The sequence below is a fragment of the Curtobacterium sp. NPDC087080 genome, from assembly GCF_044745105.1.
GTDB lineage: Bacteria > Actinomycetota > Actinomycetes > Actinomycetales > Microbacteriaceae > Curtobacterium.
Map to the genome: position 1 here is coordinate 427,512 of NZ_JBIUZP010000003.1, position 16,707 is coordinate 444,218.

Consider the following 16,707-nt stretch of genomic DNA (forward strand, 5'->3'; position numbering starts at 1 on the left):
ACCACCGCGCACGCAACCGGCGTGCGTTCATGGAGCAGCAGACGTCGGGTCGCCCCCGTCCACCCGACGGTTCCTGCTCCACCGCGCGAGGGAGGCGCCCGTGAGGAGCGCCCCGGTAGGGTCGGCTCGTGGCCAGCAACGACGCATTCGACGACCGCTACGACCTGCGCGAGTTCGCGCCGACGACCGACGACCAGGGCGCTCCGACACCGGAGACGGAGGCGTGGATGCACGCCGTGGGGCTCGGCTTCCACGAGCCGCACCCCGATGCCGAGGGCGCCGCGCGGATGGCGTCGCACTTCCTCGAGGACCAGGAGACGTTCCTCGGTGTGTACGTGCGCGACCCGCTCCCCGGATCCGTCGACGAGACCTGGCCGGCGGGGACCTTCACGTGGTTCCGCAAGCGCCTGACCTGGGACGAGGGCGCCTCGATCGACACCCAGGCGATCTCCGCCGTCACGGTCCGGCCGACCGAGCGCCGTCGGGGGATCCTCCGACGGATGATGACGCACGCGCTCGAGCGCGGTGTCGCCGAGGGCTACGCCGTCGCGTCGCTCACCGCGTCCGAGGGCACGATCTACCGACGCTTCGGCTTCGGCTGCGCCATCCGCGAGCGAGCCGTGACCGTCCGCCGCGAGCGTGCCCTGCCGCTGCTCGCACCGACGACCGGCACCGTGACGGTCGTGACGCCGGAGTGGCTCGCCGAGGGCACCGGCCGCGCCGTGTTCGACCGGTTCGACGCGCGAACCCCCGGCTCGATGGTCCGGAACGCCGGCACGTGGCCGATCGTCCTCGGGCAGCGGAACGGCGACGGCTCCCCGGCGAAGGACGTCCGCGCCGCGGTGCACCGTCCGGAGGGTGCCGGGGCCGACCCGGCCGAGATCGACGGCTACGTGACCTGGCGCGTGAAGGAGGGCACGGGCGACACCGTGCTCGAGGTCGTCGACCTCGTCTACGCGACCGACGCCGCGTACCTGTCGCTGTGGGAGTTCCTGCTGTCGATCGACCTGAACGACGTCGTGAAGTACAACCGCTCGCGGCTCGACGACCCGATCGTCGCGGCGCTCGGCGACAACCGTGCGTACGACGTCGAGCACGAGGAGGACCACGTCTGGCTCCGGGTGCTCGACGTGCCGGCGGTGCTCACCAGCCGGCCGTACGCGGTCGACGGGTCGGTGACCCTCGCGGTCTCGGACGCGATGGGCTTCGCGGCGGGCACCTACCGGCTCGACGTCGTGAACGGGCAGGGCTCGGTGACGCGCCTGTCCGACGGCGACGACGGCGAGGCCGACCTGCGGCTCGACGTGGCGGACCTCGGTGCGGTGCTCATCGGTTCGGTGTCACCGGTGACGCTCGCGGCGGCCGGGCTCGTGCGGGCGGCGGACCCGGCGGCGCCGGCGCTGCTCCGGGCGATGCTCACGCCGACGCGGACGCCGCACGGGATCACGTACTTCTAGGCGCCCCTTCCCCTTCCGCAAAACGCAACGTCGGCGACTCCGCGCAGCGGTACATCGCTGCGAGGAGTCGCCCCGTTGCGTTTCGCGGAGGCGGGCGGACGCGGCGCCTAGGCCCGGCGGCGCACCCGCGGGTCGACGAACGCGTAGACCACGTCCACGATCACGTTCGCGGTGACGATGAGCAGCGCCGAGAACACCGTGAAGCCGACGACCACCTGCAGGTCGAGGGTGTGCACCGCGTCGATCAGCAGCGCTCCGAGGCCCTGCATCGAGAACACCTTCTCGGTGATGACCGCACCGCCGAGCAGCGACCCGAGGTCGAGCCCGAACAGCGTCACCACGGGCAGGATCGCCGTCCGGAGTCCGTGCCGCACGACGACCTGACGTTCCCGCAGGCCCTTCGCGCGGGCGGTCCGGACGAAGTCCTGCGACATCGACTCGAGCATCTCGCCGCGGGTCAGCCGGGCGTAGATGGCGGCGCTGATGAACGCGAGCACGCACCACGGCAGCACCAGGTGCGTCACCCAGCCGACCGGGTCCTCGACGAACGGCACGTAGCCGCTCGTGGGCAGCCACCCGAGGGTGAAGCCGAACACCAGGATCGCGAGCAGCCCGATCAGGTACGCGGGCGAGGACACCCCGGCCACGGCGACGGTCATGACCGCGCGGTCGGCCAGCGTCCCCCGCTTGAGCGCGGACACCGTGCCGCCCGCGACACCGGCGACGAGCCACAGCACGGCGGCCCCGACGGCGATCGACGCGGTCACGGGCAGGCGCGACGCGATGAGGTTCGTGACGCTGTCGTGCAGCTGGAACGAGTACCCGAAGCACGGCGCCGCGCACGTGATCGTGGACGCGCCGGACCCGAACGTGCGACCGGCGAAGATGCCGGCGAGGTACGCCCCGAACTGCGCGAACCACGGCTTGTCGGTGCCGAGGAACGCCTGCACGTCCGCGAGCCGCTCGGGCGTGCACGGCTTGTCGCAGATCGCCCGGGCCGGGTTCGTCGGCAGCAGCATGAAGAGCGCATAGGTGATCGCCGCGACGACGAACAGCACGACGACCGCACCGAGGATCCGGACGGCCAGGAAGCGGAAGGTGCTCACCGGTCGCCCCCTCGCGGGTCGAGGGCGTCGCGCAGGGCGTCACCGAGCACGTTGAAGGCCAGGGTGATGAGGAACAGTGCGGCTCCGGGGAAGACGAGGTACATCGGGTCGGTCTGCACCCAGCCGATCGCGTCGCCGATGCTGCGGCCCCACGACGGCGTCGGCGGGTTGACGCCGACGGCCAGGAAGGACAGCGCGGCCTCGGCGCCGATCATCGACGGGATCGAGATGGTCGCGTAGACGGTGATGGTCGCGGCGAGGTTCGGCAGGAGCTGCTTGCGGATGACGTGCCAGCGCCCCGCACCCATCGCGGTCGAGGCGACGACGTAGTTCCGGCTCACGAGCGAGAGCGTCTGTCCCCGCACGACGCGGGCCACGGAGGGCCACCCGAAGAACCCGATCACGAGCACGACGAGCAGCGGCTTCGGGAACGAGGTCGGCACGACCGCGGTGAGCGCGATCATGAAGACCAGGGACGGGAAGCCGAAGATCACGTCGACCACGCGCGACAGCACCCGGTCGTACCAGCCGCCGAGGAACCCCGTGGTGACACCGACGAGCACCCCGATCACGATCGACATCGCGGTCGCAGCGAGCCCGATGCCCAACGACGTCCGCGCGCCGTACGTCACGATGGCGAAGAGGTCCCGCCCGGTCAGTGGCTCGACGCCGAACCAGTGCTCGCCGCTCACACCGCCGGCAGCGCCGCGGGGCGCCCCGAAGTCGTTGAGCGCGTCGACGTTGTAGCTGTACGGGTTCTGCCCCGTCACGGCTGCGATGAGCGGTGCGGCGATCGCCACGACGACGAACACCGCGATGACGAGCGCGGCGGCCACGGCCCAGCGATCCTGACGGACCCGGCGCAAAACGGACCGGAACCCGGTGGTCCGACCTGCCGACGCGGAGACAGGCCGGTCGACGACGTTCGCGGTCACGAGACCACTCCTTCCCAGGCCCGCCAGGCCTCGCGGCGGGCGGCCTGTCGCTCGGGGTCGGCGACCGGGGCCGCCGCGAGCAGCATGCGCGTGTAGTCCTGCTGCGGGTGGTCGAGCACGGCAGGGGTCGCGCCGCGCTCGACGATGCGGCCGTCGTGCAGCACGACGACGTCGTCGGCGAGCTGGCGCACCACCGCCAGGTCGTGGCTGATGAGCAGCATGCCGAAGCCGAACTCGTCCTGCAGGTCCGCGAGCAGGTCGAGCACCGCGGCCTGCACGGTGACGTCGAGGGCGCTGGTCGGCTCGTCGGCGATCACCAGCGCCGGTCGGAGCGCCAGTGCCCGGGCGACGGCGACGCGCTGCCGCTGGCCGCCGGACAGCTGGTGCGGGAACCGTTCGGTCCACGACGGGTCGAGCTGCACCGCGGACAGGAGCTCGCGGGCGCGGTCGGCGCGCGATGCCGGGGTGCCCTCGCCGTGCACGAGCAGCGGTTCGGCGATGCTCCAGCCGATGGTCTGTCGCGGGTTCAGCGACGACGCCGGGTCCTGGAAGACGATGCCTACGCGGCTGCGGAGCTCGCGCAGGCGCTTCCCGCGTGCGGTGCGCAGGTCGTTCCCGTCGACCTCGACCGAGCCGTCCACGACGGGGACGAGTCCGGCGAGTGCGCGTCCGATGGTCGACTTGCCGGACCCCGACTCCCCCACCAGGCCGAGCGTCCGACCGGCCGTGAGCTCGAGGTCGATCCCGCGCACGGTGGGTTCACCGCGGCGTGCGTAGCGCACGGCGACGTCGCGCAGGCGCGCGACCACGGGTTCCGGTCGGGAGGCACGGCTCGCGTCGGCCGCCTCGCCCGCGCCCGGCACGGGCTCGGCTCCGGACGCGAGACTCGCGCTGGGCGACGTTCCTCGCGCCGCGGCGCCCGAGGACGGTCGCTGGGCCCGAGACTCGACCTCCGACTCGGCCGCAGCCGACGGTGCGGACGCGGGTCGTGCCTCCAGGGCGGGGACCGCGGCGAGGAGCTCGCGCGTGTAGTCGGCCGTCGGGTGCGCGAAGACGTCGGTGACCGTGCCGTGCTCGACGGGGTCGCCGCGGCGCATCACCAGGACCTCGTCGGCCACGTCGGCCACCACACCCATGTCGTGGGTGATGAGCAGGACGGCCAGGTCGCGCTCGCGACCGAGCCGACGCAGCAGGTCGAGGATCCCGGCCTGCACGGTGACGTCGAGCGCGGTCGTCGGCTCGTCGGCGAACAGCGCGACGGGGTCGCCCGCGAGCGCCGTAGCGATCATCGCCCGCTGGAGCTGCCCGCCGGACAGCTCGTGCGGGTACGCCTTCCGGATCCGGGTGGGGTCCGGGAGCCCGGCGGCGCGGAGCAGCTCGTCCACGCGGGCCGAGACGCCCGCGCGGTCGAGGTCGGTCGGGTGTGCCCGCACGGCCTCGGCGATCTGCGTGCCGATCGACAGCACGGGGGTGAACGAGTTCATCGGTTCCTGGAACACGACCCCGATGCCCGCACCCCGCACGGCACGCAGCTCCTCCGCGGAGGCGCCGATCAACTCGGTCCCGCGGAAGCGGGCGCTGCCCGACACCCGGGCGGCGGCCGGCAGGAGTCCGAGCACGCTCATGGCGCTGACCGACTTGCCGGAACCGGACTCGCCGACGAGTGCGAGCACCCGACCGGGCGTCAGGGTGAAGGAGACGTCACGGACGACGGGCTCCGCGTCGCCGAACGCGACGCGGAGCCCCTCGACCTCGAGCAGCGGTGCACTCACTGGGCGAGCGAGACCTTGAGGTAGTTCGGGTAGGCCGGGAAGTCCGCGATGCGGAAGTTCTCGACGTTCGACCCGGCCAGGAAGGACTGCTTCGCGTAGATCAGCGGGACGACGGGGGCGTCCTCCATGATGCGGCGGTCCGCCTGCGCCCACAGCTCCTGCGCCTCGGACTGGTCGACGGTGCCGGTCGCCTTCGCGATGAGGGCGTCGACCTCGGGGTTGCTGTACTTCGAGACGTTGTAGCCGCCCCCACCGATCTGCGACGAGTCGTAGAGCGGCTGGATGTTGGCGTTCGCGCTCGGGAAGTCCGGCTGCCAGCTCGACAGCGACAGGTCGAAGTCGGTGCCGTTCGTGGTGGCCTGCGTGAAGGAGTCGTAGTCGAGCGGCTTGAGCGTCACGGTGATGCCGGCGCGCTTCAGTCCGGCCTGCAGCGCCTGCGCCTGCGCCAGGTACGTCGGGTCGTTCTGCGTCACGAGGGTGAGCGACAGGTCCTCGGCCCCCGCCTCCTTCAGGAGCGCCTTCGCCTTGTCGACGTCGCCCGTCGCGCCGGTCTCGTACAGGTCGTAGTCCTGGCGTCCGGCGATGCCCGGCGTCACGAGGGTCGTCGCGTACTCACCGGCGAGCGCGCCTCCAGCCGCGATGCGGAAGGACTTGCGGTCGACGGCGTACTGCAGCGCCTGGCGGACCTTGAGGTCCTTCAGCGCTCCACGCTGGGTGTTGATCGCCATGTAGGTGATGGGGCCGGCCTTGCTGGTCGCGAGGCGGTCCTGTGCAGCGGGGTTGGCGCGCACCTGGTTGAGCTCGGCGGCACCGAGGAACTGCGCGCCGAAGGCGTTCTTCGCGTCGCCGTTGTCGGCGATCAGGCTCTGCGTCGTGGTCGAGGCGTCCTGGCTCTCCTTGAACACGATCTTCGACGGACCCGCGGTGCGGATCGCGTCGGTCTTCGCGCTCCACTCCTTGTTCCGGACGAGCGTGACCTGCGACCCCTGCGTGTTCGACTCGATCTGGTACGGGCCGCTCGACACGGGCTTCGCGTCGTAGGCGCCGGTGTCCTTGCCCGCGCCCTCGGGCACGGGTGCGAACGCCGGCATCGAGGCGAGCCACGGCCAGTCGCCGTACGGGGCGTCGAGCTTGAAGACGATGGTCTTGTCGTCCGGGGTCTCGATGCTGTCGAGCGTCTTCCCCTCGAAGGGGCCCTGGTAGTCGGAGCCGCCGACGAGCAGGGACTTGTGGTAGCTCAGGCCACCGGTGAGGTTCGGGGCGAACGACCGCTCGATCCCCCACTTGACGTCCTTCGTGGTGATCGGCGTGCCGTCCTGGAACTTCAGGCCGTCCTTCAGCGTGTAGGTCCAGGTCTTGCCGCCGTCGCTCGACTCACCGGTGGTGGTCGCGAGGTCCGGCACGACCTTCGCGGTCTTGCCGGGCTGGACGTCCCACGTGGTCAGGCGGCGGGCGACCAGGCCCATCGAGGTGATACCGAGGCTCTGGCTCGTCGCCGGGTCCCAGTGCAGCGCGGTCTGCGCCGTCAGGATGTCGAGCGTGCCGCCCTTGCTCGTGCCGGTGGACGCGTCGTCCGACGCGCCGCCACCCGAGCAGCCGGTCAGCACGAGGGCTGCGGCGGCGGCGACGGCCGCGGTGATCGTCAAGCGCTTGGGGCGGTGCATGGTGTGCTGCTCCTCGTGGGGTGGGGGTGTCGGGCGCGGACGACCGGGTGGCCCGGTCGGCTGCGGCCCTCGTCGTCGTGGTGGACCGGGCGTCCGGCCCGGTTCGGGTGGCCGGGCGGTCCATGGTCGCACCGGTCGGTGCGCGGATCCGAACGCCCGCGGGGTCCGGACGACATGCAACGCAACATTGCATGACGCAACGTGCCAACGTCTGCGCCCCGAGCGTATTCCCGGGGCGCGCGGGTCGTCCGGATCCCGCCCGGTGCCGGGCCAGGTCGGACCGGCCGGGAGGCACGGTGCGGCCCCGTCAGGCCGCGATCGTCGCGCGCGCGGCCCGTCCGGACGATCGCTGCCCCGTCAGGGCGCGATCGTCGTGCGCGAGGCCCGCCCGGTCGATCGCTGCCCCGTCAGGCCGCGACCGTCGTGCGCGCGGCCCGTCCGGTGATCGCACCCACGCCGAGCGCCGAGCCGAGGAACACGACGGCGAGGATCCCCCACCCGACCGTCCCGAGGTCGACGGCGGTCAGGGTCACCACGGTCGGGGCGACCATCGCCGCCACCGCGTACCCGGTGCCGTAGACCCCCTGGTAGGCGCCGACGCGGTCCGCCGGTGCGAGCTCGAAGCTCAGCGCCCACCCGGCGGCGCTCGAGGTGATCTCCGCGAGCGAGTGGGCGACCGCCGCGAGGACGAGCACGGCGGTCGCGATCGCCGCCGGCACCCAGTCGTCCCCGCGTACCCATCCGGCAGCCGCCCACAGCCCGCACGCCACCGCCATGACCCACCCCGCGTGCCGCATGACCCGCGCCGCACCCGCGACGGTGTCGGTCCCGCGGCTCAGCCGGACCTGCAGCAGCACGACGATCACGGTGTTCACGAGCAGCAGGGGCGAGACGAGCACGTCCGGCGCGACGGTGTGCTGCACGACCCAGATCGGCACGCCGACCTCGAACAGGCCGAACTGCATGCCGAACAGCCCGGTCAGGGCGGTGACCGCGAGGAACCGGACGTCGCGGTAGGGGCTGCGGCCGGCGGGCTCCTGCCGGACGATCGTGCCGGTGTCGGTCCGGTCGGCCGGTGCTGCGTCGACCCGCACGCTCGGGAGACCGGCGACGAGGACCGCCGACGCCAGGAACAGGGCGCCCGAGAGGACCATCGTCACGCGGTAGGCCTCGCCGGTGCCGATCGCGAGCGGGACCGCGGCCAGTGCGGTGCCCACGCCGATACCGACGTTCGTGACCGTGCGCATGGTCGCCCGGACGCGGACACGCTCGGCACCGGGGAACGCCCGTCCGACCGCGGCACCCCGGACGGAGCCCCCGCCCTGTTGCGCGAGCGTCACGACGGACGCCGTCGCGATCAGGGTCGGCAGGTCGTGGACGAGCACGTAGCTGATGAGCGCGAGCCCCTGCACGAGGTGCAGCCAGACGAGCATCCGTCGCGCGCTGACCCGGTCCGCCAGGTGCCCGAAGACCAGCGACGAGGCCACGCCGACCGCTCCGGCGACGGTGAGCCCGAGACCGACCGCGACCGCCGGGATCCCGACGATCGTGATGAGGTACAGCGAGGTGAGCGTGAAGAACGCGCCGCGGCCGAGGGTGTCCACCAGCGTCACCGTGAGCAGACGTCGAAGGGTCGGGTCCTGCCGGACGAGGGTGCGGATCGGGACCGGTTGCGCCGTGGTGCTCACGCTCCAGTTCTCGCACCGTCGCGGCGCTCTCCCGAACAGATGTAGCGTCGGGCTTCATGATCCGGTACCGCCTCGACCCGTCGGACGTCTCGGCGGTGCGGTTCGGCATCTCGCCGCTGTCGGAGCTGGGGCTCGGACTGCGTGCCTTCCGAGCGCCGGAACGGTACCCGTTGCAGCGCCCGTGGCTCGAGCGCATCACCGGTGTGCTCCCCGTCCTCGACCGCCCCGTCCTCGCCGGGCTGGTCGACGAGCGTCGGTGGGTCGCGGACTTCGTCAACCCCCGACCGGACTCGCCCCTCGGGTCGTTCGACGACGAGCTCCGAGCCCTCGGCCGGATCTCCCCCGCACGGCTCCGCGCCGACCTCGAGCGGGTGCACGGCTCCGTGCCGGACGTGTTCGTCGGACGGCACGAGGACGTCGTCGACCGGCTCGTGCGCGCGCTCGCGACGACGTGGGAGCTCTGCTTCGCGCCGTACTGGCCGCGGATGCGCCGCGTGCTGCAGGCCGACGTCACGCACCGCGGACGGATCGCCGCGCACGAGGGGGTCGGCGCGGTGCTCGGCGGCCTCTCCGAGTCGGTCCGCTTCGACGGTCGGCACGTCGACGTCCGTCTGAACAGCCCGATCGCCCGCGACCGTCCGGTGCAGGGCGAGGGCTTGACGCTCGTCCCGTCGGTCTTCGTCGTCCGTGCTTCGACGCCGATCGACGACGACCTGCCCCCGACCGTGATGTACCCGGCCCGGGGCCAGGGAGCGATGTGGTCGACCGCGTCGCACCCCGACGTCGGGGCCGTCCGGGACCTGCTCGGTGCCACCCGGGCGGCGCTCCTCGACGCGCTCGGCGAGCCGGCGTCGTCGACCGACCTCGCCATGCGGTTCGGCGTCTCGACCTCTGCCGTGAACCAGCACCTGCGGGTGATGGAGCGCGGAGGACTGCTGAACCGCACACGGTACGGCCGAGCGGTCCTGTACTACCGTAGCTCTGTCGGCGACGCGCTCGTCCGCCGGGAGTGAGCGCGCCGCCGTGGTGCGTCAGCGGTCGAAGAGTCCGCCGAGGAGGTCGTTGCCCAGGTTCGACGCCTGCTCGCCCAGCCCGGAGGCCTGCTCGCCCAGTCCGCCCAGGAACTGCTCGCCCTCGGCGGCGAAGCCCTCGACCCCGCCGCCCAGGTCCGCGAGTCCGAGGTCACCCATGCCGGAGGCGATGCCCTCGAAGTCGACGCCGAGGTCGGCCGCGCCGGCCAGGACCGGCGCCGCTGCTGCGCTGACCACCGCTCCACCGGCGACGGCCACCGCGAGACCGCCCAGGGCCATCGCACCGGCACCGACGGCCGCGCCGCCGGCGAACGCGCCGCCGCGCCCACTGCCGCCGCCCTGCCGTCCGGAACCACCGAGCACGCGACGGATGAGCCCGGGCCGCGACATCTCACCACGGGTCATCGCCCGGGCCATGCCGCCGGACGAGTCGTCGCGCAGGTGCTCGTGCGGCGGCAGCTCCGAGTTGAGCCGGTCCCGCACCTGCTGGCGCTGCGCCGGGGTGAGCCGGGCGAAGGCGTCGTGGTGCACCTGCTCGATCTGGTCGGGGTTCGCCGTGCGGAGCAGGTAGTCGTACTTCGCGAGGGCGACCTTGTCGGGGTCCGCCTGTCCCTGGTGTCGCTGCGGCTGGCCGTACTGCTGCTGTCCGTACTGCTGCTGGCCCGGCTGCTGCTGCTGCTGCTGGCCGTACTGCTGCTGGCCCGGCTGCGGCTGCCGTGAGCGGTCGTCGCCCGTCAGCTTGTCCGCCGCGCCGCGGACGATGTCGCGCCAGTCGGTTCCACCCCCGGTGCCGCGCGCGTTCTGCTGGTCGCCGGCGGCGGCGTGCCCCTGCGCGCGCTGCTTCTGCATCTGCTTGTCGATGACCTTCGAGGCCATGCCGAGGATCCGGTTGAGGTTCGCCATGCCCCAACCTTTGTGATCACACATGTGAGCACTCAGCGACGGAGCAGTGCGCCACCCGCCGATCAGGTCCGAGAGCGCTGTGAGCGCCGGAGCAGCGGATCGCCCGGCCGCGGACGAACACCAGCAGGGCCACGGCGGTGGTACATCACCGGACGGTTCGGTAGGGTGTCCTCGGCCGCGCACCCGCCGGAGCGCGGCCAGGTGAACGTGCGAGGCCCGGATCTGCTGGAACAGATCCGGGCCTCAGTTCGCCTTCCGAGTGGAAAGCCAGGGATGCAAACCCATCCCCGAGCTCAGCGCTCGGACCGATGGTAGCCGAGCCCGCTCGGCTTCGCATCCCTGGCTCGAAGCTCTTCGTGTCCGCCGGCGACGACACCAGGAGGTCCTCGATGTCGCGAGACGACGACGGCCGGAACAGGCGTCAGGCGCTCTGGCTGGGGATCGCGAGCTTGCTCGTGAACACCACCAGGCTGCTGGTCGACCTGCTCCGCAAGGGCTGAGGATGCGGGTGCCCCTCGCCGCCACCAGCGGCGAGGGGCACCCCGTCGGTCAGGACAGCAGGCGCGTCAGGACAGCAGGCGCGTCAGGACAGCAGGCGCGCCAGGAACGCGTTGCGGAACCGCCCGGTCGGGTCGAGGTCCCGCGCCAGCGCCGAGAAGTCGTGCAGCCGCGGGTACGCCTCGTGCAGGCGCTCGACGCTCGCGGCCGAGACCTTGCCCCAGTGCGGCCGGGGGTCGAACGGCGCGAGGAGCTCCTCGATGCGCTCGACCATCGCGGCGACGGCGGCGGGATCCCGTCGGAAGGTGAAGTGCAGCCCGACCGACTGCCGTCCCGACGATGGCGCCAGCCAGGCCGTGTCGGCAGCGACCGTTCGGACCTCGGCCGCGATGAGCAGCGGCGCGAGGAGCGGTTCGAGCGGACGCAGGGCCTCCAGCGCGGCGACGGCGTGCTCGGCGGGGACGAGGTACTCCGCCTGGATCTCGGCGCCGGTGGACGGCTCGAAGGTCGACCGGAAGTGCGGCAACCGTTCGGCCCACGGCCCGGGGACACCGCCCTGCTCGGTCACGCTCGCGGCGTCGTTCTCCCCCGGGTGCACCGGACCGTCGGCACGGCGGGCACCGAGTGCGACGAGGTCGACCGACGGTGCGGCTTCGTCCACGCGGTGCTTCGTCCACACCTGGCGGGCGCCGCGGTCGTCGAACGACGTGAACATCGACACCGAGTACGCGTCCGACACCACCGCGTCGAAGTGTGCCGTCACGGCGTTCCACGGCAGGTCGAGGTGCACGGTCGTGGCCACCTGGAACGTCGGCTCGATCGCGAGCTCGACCGCGGTGACGACGCCGAGCGCGCCGAGTGCCACCCGGTGCGCGTCGAGGGCGCCGTCCGGCGACGACGCGTCGACCCGGACGACGTCGCCGGAGGCCCGGACGACCTCGAGACCGACGACCGCCTGCGCGAGCGACGGGTTGCGGACGCCGGAGCCGTGCGTGCCGGTGGCGACCGCGCCGGCGACCGAGATGTGCGGCAGGGAGGCGAGGTTCGCGAGGGCCCAGCCACGAGCCTCCAGGCCGGCCCCCACCTGCGCGTGCGTCATGCCGGCCGCGACCCGCACCACGCGCCGGTCGGCGTCGATCTCGAGCACCGGCGGCAGGCCGGCGAGCGTGACCTGCACGGCGTCGGTGTCGGCGATGTCGTTGAACGAGTGCGTCGAGCCGAGCGCCGTCAGGCGCGGCGTGGCCGCGACGAGCTGCTGCAGGGCCGCCACCGAGGTGGGGCGTTCCAGCGCGGAGGCGCGGTAGGTGACGTTCCCCGCCCAGTTGGTGCGTGTCGTCGCGGCCACGGTCACGGCCCTAGAACCCGCGGTCCAGACGGTGCCACGCCTGCTGCAGGCGGAGCTCGTCCTTGAACGCGCGTGCCGTGGTGTGCTCGTCGATGACGAGGAACTCGGTGCCGACCATGGTCGCGAGGTCCTCGACGACCTGCAGGCCGACGGCGGTCGTCATCACGGTGTGGTGCGCGGCGCCGGCGGTGAGCCAGGCCTCCGCGGCGACCGGGAAGGACGGCCGCGGCTCCCAGACGGCGCGGCCGACGGGCAGCTTGGGCAGCGCCTCGGTCGGGGGCACCACGTCGACGACGTTCGCGGTGAGGCGGAAGCCGTCACGGGTGTCCGACAGGGCGACGACGACCGCCTCGCCGGCGTCCGCGGTGAAGACCAGGCGGACCGGGTCGTCCTTGCCGCCGATGCCGAGGGGGTGGATCTCGAGCGTCGGCTTCGTGGTGGTGAGCGTCGGCGAGACCTCGAGCATGTGGGCGCCGAGGATCTTCTCCGCGCCCGGGGTGAGGTCGTACGTGTAGTCCTCCATCAGCGAGGCGCCACCGGGCAGGCCCGCGCCGGCGACGTTCATCGCGCGGACCAGGACCGCGGTCTTCCAGTCGCCCTCGGCGCCGAACCCGTAGCCGTCGGCCATGAGCCGCTGCACCGCCAGGCCCGGCAGCTGCTTGAGCGTGCCGAGGTCCTCGAAGTTCGTCGTGAACGCCGCGGAGCCGTTCTGCTCCAGGAGCGCACGGAGGCCGAGCTCGATCGCGGCGCCGTCGCGGAGCGCCTGGTGACGGTCACCGCCGTCACGCCGCAGCGATGCGTCGACGTCGTAGTCGCGCTCGTAGACGGCGACGAGCTCGTCGACCGCTGCCGTGTCCGCCTCGGCCTCGGCCACCGCTGCGGCCAGCTCGTTGACCGCCCAGGTGTTCACCTGCACACCGAGCTCGATCTCGGCCTCGGTCTTGTCGCCCTCGGTGACGGCGACGTAGCGCATGTTGTCACCGAAGCGCGTGAGCTTGAGCTCACGGACGGCGGCGGCACCGGCCGCCGCGCGCGTCCAGTTCTCCACTCGCGAGACCACGCGCGGGTCGGACACGTGCCCGACCGCGGTCGCGTGCCGGACGCCGAGACGGGCGAGGGCGTAGCCGAACTCGCGGTCGCCGTGCGCGGCCTGGTTGAGGTTCATGAAGTCGAAGTCGATGTCGCCCCACGGCAGCGCGACGTTCGCCTGCGTGTGCAGGTGCAGCAGCGGCTTCGTGAGCGCCTGCAGGCCGCCGATCCACATCTTCGCCGGGCTGAACGTGTGCATCCAGGTCGTCACACCGATGACCTTGTCGTCGGCGCTGGCCTCGATCAGCGCGCGGCGGATGCCGTCGGCGTCCTTGAGGACCGGCTTCCACACGAGCTTCACCGGCACGTGCGGCGCCAGCTCGGCGTGCACGGCGCGGCTCTGCTCCTCGACCTGGCGCAGGGTCTCCTCGCCGTACAGGCCCTGCGACCCGGTGAGGAACCAGACCTCGTAGCTGTCGAGGGTGGCCTGGGGGTTCACCTGCGTCATCGCATGGCTCCTTCGGGGTTCTGTCCGTAGACGTTCTGGTAGCGATCGAAGAGTCGATCGATGTCATCGGGGGCGATGGGCACGAGCTCGCCGCCCTGCTTCGCGATGTGCACGGTGCGGGCGACGTCCTCGCACATCACCGCGGCCTTCACGGCGTCCTTCGCGTCCTTGCCGATCGTGAACACACCGTGGTTCTGCATGAGCACGGCGCGGCTCCGGTGGCCCGCGAGGGTGTCGACGATGCCGCGGCCGATCGAGTCGTCGCCGATGATCGCGAACGGGCCGACCGGGATCGGTCCGCCGAACTCGTCGGCCATCGCCGTGATCACGCACGGGATCTCCTCGGCGCGCGCCGCCCACGCGGTCGCGTACGTCGAGTGAGTGTGCACGACGCCGCCGACCTCGTGCATGTTCCGGTAGACGAAGGCGTGCGCTGCGGTGTCGGACGACGGGCCGTGCGCGTTGCCCCACCCGTCGGCGGGGACGCCGTCGAGGGTGCAGACCACCTGGTTCTCGGGGGTCAGGTCGTCGCTGGCGACCCCGCTCGGCTTGATGACGAACAGGTCGGTGCCGGGGACGCGCTGCGACACGTTGCCGCCCGTCCAGATCACCAGGCCGTAACGGACGAGCTCACCGTGCAGGGCGGCGACGCGCTCGCGCGCGGCGGCGACGGCCTGCCTCGTCTCGTCGGTGGGCGCTTCGGTCATCGGGTCGGCTCCTGTTCGGTCTGGAGGCGCGCCTCGACCACGTCGATCGGCTCGCCCTGGTCGGTCGGTGCGGGCTGCCCCGCCGGCTCGCCCTGGTCGGTCGTCGGGCCGGTGCGGGTCGCCGCGGCTGCCACGTCCTGCACGGGGAGGGCCGCGCGGTACCGGGCCAGGTAGTCCTGGAAGCCCCGGACGTTGCGCTCCTCGGGCTCGGCGACGTGCACCGCGTCGCCGCGGAACACCGTGTCGGCGAGGAAGTCCTCGAGCGGCCGGTCGGTGTGCTCCAGGTACGCCGCGAGCACGGAGATGCCCCAGGCCCCGCCCTCGCCCGCGGTCTCCTCGAGGGCGACCGGCACGCGCAGCGCCGCGGCGAGCAGGCGCTGCGGGGCACCCGGCGTGCGGAAGAGTCCGCCGTGCGCGGTCATCCGGTCGACGGCGACGTGTTCGCCGTGCAGGACCTCCATGCCGATCGCGAGGGTGGCGAAGGCGCCGTGGACCTCGGAGCGGACCAGGTTGCCCAGGGTGAACCGGGCGCCGGGGGTGCGGAGCAGCAGCGGACGGCCGTCCTCGACGCCCGTGACGGGTTCGCCCGCCAGGTAGTTGAAGGAGAGCAGCCCGCCGGCGTCGGGGTCGGCGTCGGCGGCCTCGGCCAGCAGGGTCGCGTACACGTCGTCGACCGCGACCGACGGGCTGCCGGTCCGCTCGCTCGCGGCGTCGGCGAAGCGACCGAACACGCGAGCCCAGGCGGCGATCTCGCTCGCGCCGTTGTTGCAGTGCACCATCGCGACGGCGTCGCCGGCCGGGGTCGTGACGACGTCGAGTTCCTCGTGCGGGGTCCGGAGCGCCCGTTCGAGCACGACCATCGCGAAGATGCTCGTGCCGACGCTGACGTTGCCGGTGCGCGGAGCGACGGCGTTCGTCGCCACCATGCCCGTGCCGGCGTCGCCCTCGGGAGGGCAGAACGGGACGCCGGGCTGCAGCGTGCCGGTCGGGTCCAGCCACGCGGCACCCTCGGGGGTGAGCACGCCGGCGTCCTCGCCCGCCACGAGCACCTCGGGCAGCAGGGTGCGGAGGTCGGGGACGTGGTCGCCGAGCAGGGTCTGCGTGGTCGCGAGCATCGCGGCGTCGTAGTCACGGCGGCCGGGCTCACCCGGTGCGCTCTCGACCGGGCCGGACTCGATCGGGAACATGCCGCTGGCGTCGCCGACCCCGAGGACGTCTCGGCCCGTGAGCATGCGGTGCACGTACCCGGCGAGGGTCGTGATGCCCGCGAGCTGCGCCACGTGCGGCTCCTCGTCGAGCACGGCCTGGTACAGGTGGGCGACCGACCAGCGCTGCGGCACGTTGAAGTCGAGCGCGCCGCTCAGGCGCGCGGCGGCGGGGCCGGTCGAGGTGTTGCGCCAGGTGCGGAACGGGACGAGGAGCTCGCCGTCCTCGTCGAACGCGAGGTAGCCGTGCATCATCGCGGAGACGCCCGCGGCGCGGAAGGTCGTCGGACGGACGCCGAACTGCCGTTCGACGTCGGCGACCAGGTCGGCGTAGGCCGCGCGGACCCCGGCCTCGACGGCGACCAGCGGGTACGTCCACCGACCGTCGACGTACTCGTTCTCCCACTCGTGGGAGCCGCTCGCGATCGGTCGCAGCTGCTCGTCGACGAGCACGGCCTTGATGCGGGTGGAGCCGAGCTCGACACCGAGGGTCGTGCGGCCGTCCTCGACCTGTTGCCGGCGGTCGTCGCTCATGTGTCCTCCCGAGACCTCGTCGTCCTGCGTGAGCGCTCACATCCTGGCACGTGAGCGCTCACGCGTGCAACGCGACGGCGCGCCGCGGTCCCCGCCGCCCGCCGCTCCGTCTGCCACCCTCCGCCCGTACCCCACTCGAGTCGCGCCGAGCGGGCACGATCTGTCACGCTCGGCATCCCTCGCCGACACTTCTCGCCCGCTCGGCGACACGCACGCGGCATGTCCCTCCCGCTCGGCGCCCCGGTCCGCCCGGCCCCGCTCGACCGCCCGCCGCCGGGCGCCGTCGAGGTCCGTCGAGCGGGCACGAACCGTCACGCTCGGCATC

General features: G+C 72.7%; 12 protein-coding genes. 2 read left to right on the forward strand and 10 right to left on the reverse strand.

Annotation, left to right across the window (positions count from 1 at the left end; genetic code table 11):
* Nucleotides 1-128: 128 nt before the first annotated feature.
* Nucleotides 129-1,457 (forward strand): GNAT family N-acetyltransferase, encoded by a 1,329-nt coding sequence (locus ACIPEQ_RS10345; protein WP_402715068.1) that lies wholly within the window; start codon nucleotides 129-131, stop codon nucleotides 1,455-1,457.
* A 107-nt stretch (nucleotides 1,458-1,564) separates the two neighbouring features.
* Here the strand turns inward: ACIPEQ_RS10345 and ACIPEQ_RS10350 are convergent, their stop codons facing one another.
* From ACIPEQ_RS10350 to ACIPEQ_RS10370, 5 genes are all read right to left on the reverse strand, one after another.
* Complete coding sequence (locus ACIPEQ_RS10350; protein WP_402715069.1) at nucleotides 1,565-2,563, reverse strand: ABC transporter permease; 999 nt, start codon at nucleotides 2,561-2,563, stop codon at nucleotides 1,565-1,567.
* Nucleotides 2,560-3,498: an ABC transporter permease gene (locus ACIPEQ_RS10355; protein WP_402715070.1), complete on the reverse strand. Its 939-nt coding sequence runs from the start codon at nucleotides 3,496-3,498 to the stop codon at nucleotides 2,560-2,562. Before ACIPEQ_RS10355 ends, ACIPEQ_RS10350 begins: the two co-directional genes overlap by 4 nt.
* On the reverse strand, nucleotides 3,495-5,270 hold the full coding sequence (locus ACIPEQ_RS10360) for a dipeptide ABC transporter ATP-binding protein (protein ID WP_402715071.1): 1,776 nt from the start codon (nucleotides 5,268-5,270) through the stop codon (nucleotides 3,495-3,497). The genes ACIPEQ_RS10355 and ACIPEQ_RS10360 overlap by 4 nt, the downstream gene beginning before the upstream one ends.
* Nucleotides 5,267-6,934 carry an ABC transporter substrate-binding protein gene (locus ACIPEQ_RS10365; RefSeq protein WP_402715072.1) on the reverse strand — a complete coding sequence of 556 codons (1,668 nt, stop codon included), beginning with the start codon at nucleotides 6,932-6,934 and terminating at the stop codon, nucleotides 5,267-5,269. Before ACIPEQ_RS10365 ends, ACIPEQ_RS10360 begins: the two co-directional genes overlap by 4 nt.
* A gap of 407 nt (nucleotides 6,935-7,341) precedes the next feature.
* Entirely contained in the window at nucleotides 7,342-8,622 is a 1,281-nt protein-coding gene (locus ACIPEQ_RS10370) for an MFS transporter (protein ID WP_402715073.1), read from the reverse strand.
* Between the two features lie 56 nt (nucleotides 8,623-8,678).
* On the opposite strand from ACIPEQ_RS10370, the gene ACIPEQ_RS10375 reads away from it, so the two are divergent.
* On the forward strand, nucleotides 8,679-9,635 hold the full coding sequence (locus ACIPEQ_RS10375; RefSeq protein WP_402715074.1) for a DUF5937 family protein: 957 nt from the start codon (nucleotides 8,679-8,681) through the stop codon (nucleotides 9,633-9,635).
* Between the two features lie 18 nt (nucleotides 9,636-9,653).
* Here ACIPEQ_RS10375 and ACIPEQ_RS10380 read toward each other — a convergent pair whose 3' ends face one another.
* The 5 genes from ACIPEQ_RS10380 to ACIPEQ_RS10400 form a co-directional block, all read right to left on the reverse strand.
* Nucleotides 9,654-10,556: a cation-transporting ATPase gene (locus tag ACIPEQ_RS10380; protein WP_402715075.1), complete on the reverse strand. Its 903-nt coding sequence runs from the start codon at nucleotides 10,554-10,556 to the stop codon at nucleotides 9,654-9,656.
* A gap of 583 nt (nucleotides 10,557-11,139) precedes the next feature.
* The gene (locus tag ACIPEQ_RS10385; RefSeq protein WP_402715076.1) at nucleotides 11,140-12,399 is read right to left on the reverse strand and encodes a D-arabinono-1,4-lactone oxidase; all 1,260 of its coding nucleotides are present in this window, start codon (nucleotides 12,397-12,399) and stop codon (nucleotides 11,140-11,142) included.
* A 10-nt stretch (nucleotides 12,400-12,409) separates the two neighbouring features.
* Nucleotides 12,410-13,936, reverse strand: a complete 1,527-nt coding sequence (araA, locus tag ACIPEQ_RS10390) for an L-arabinose isomerase (protein WP_126890516.1) — start codon at nucleotides 13,934-13,936, stop codon at nucleotides 12,410-12,412.
* Complete coding sequence (locus ACIPEQ_RS10395; RefSeq protein WP_402715077.1) at nucleotides 13,933-14,643, reverse strand: L-ribulose-5-phosphate 4-epimerase; 711 nt, start codon at nucleotides 14,641-14,643, stop codon at nucleotides 13,933-13,935. Before ACIPEQ_RS10395 ends, araA begins: the two co-directional genes overlap by 4 nt.
* Complete coding sequence (locus ACIPEQ_RS10400) at nucleotides 14,640-16,382, reverse strand: xylulokinase (protein WP_402715078.1); 1,743 nt, start codon at nucleotides 16,380-16,382, stop codon at nucleotides 14,640-14,642. The genes ACIPEQ_RS10395 and ACIPEQ_RS10400 overlap by 4 nt, the downstream gene beginning before the upstream one ends.
* Nucleotides 16,383-16,707: the final 325 nt, after the last annotated feature.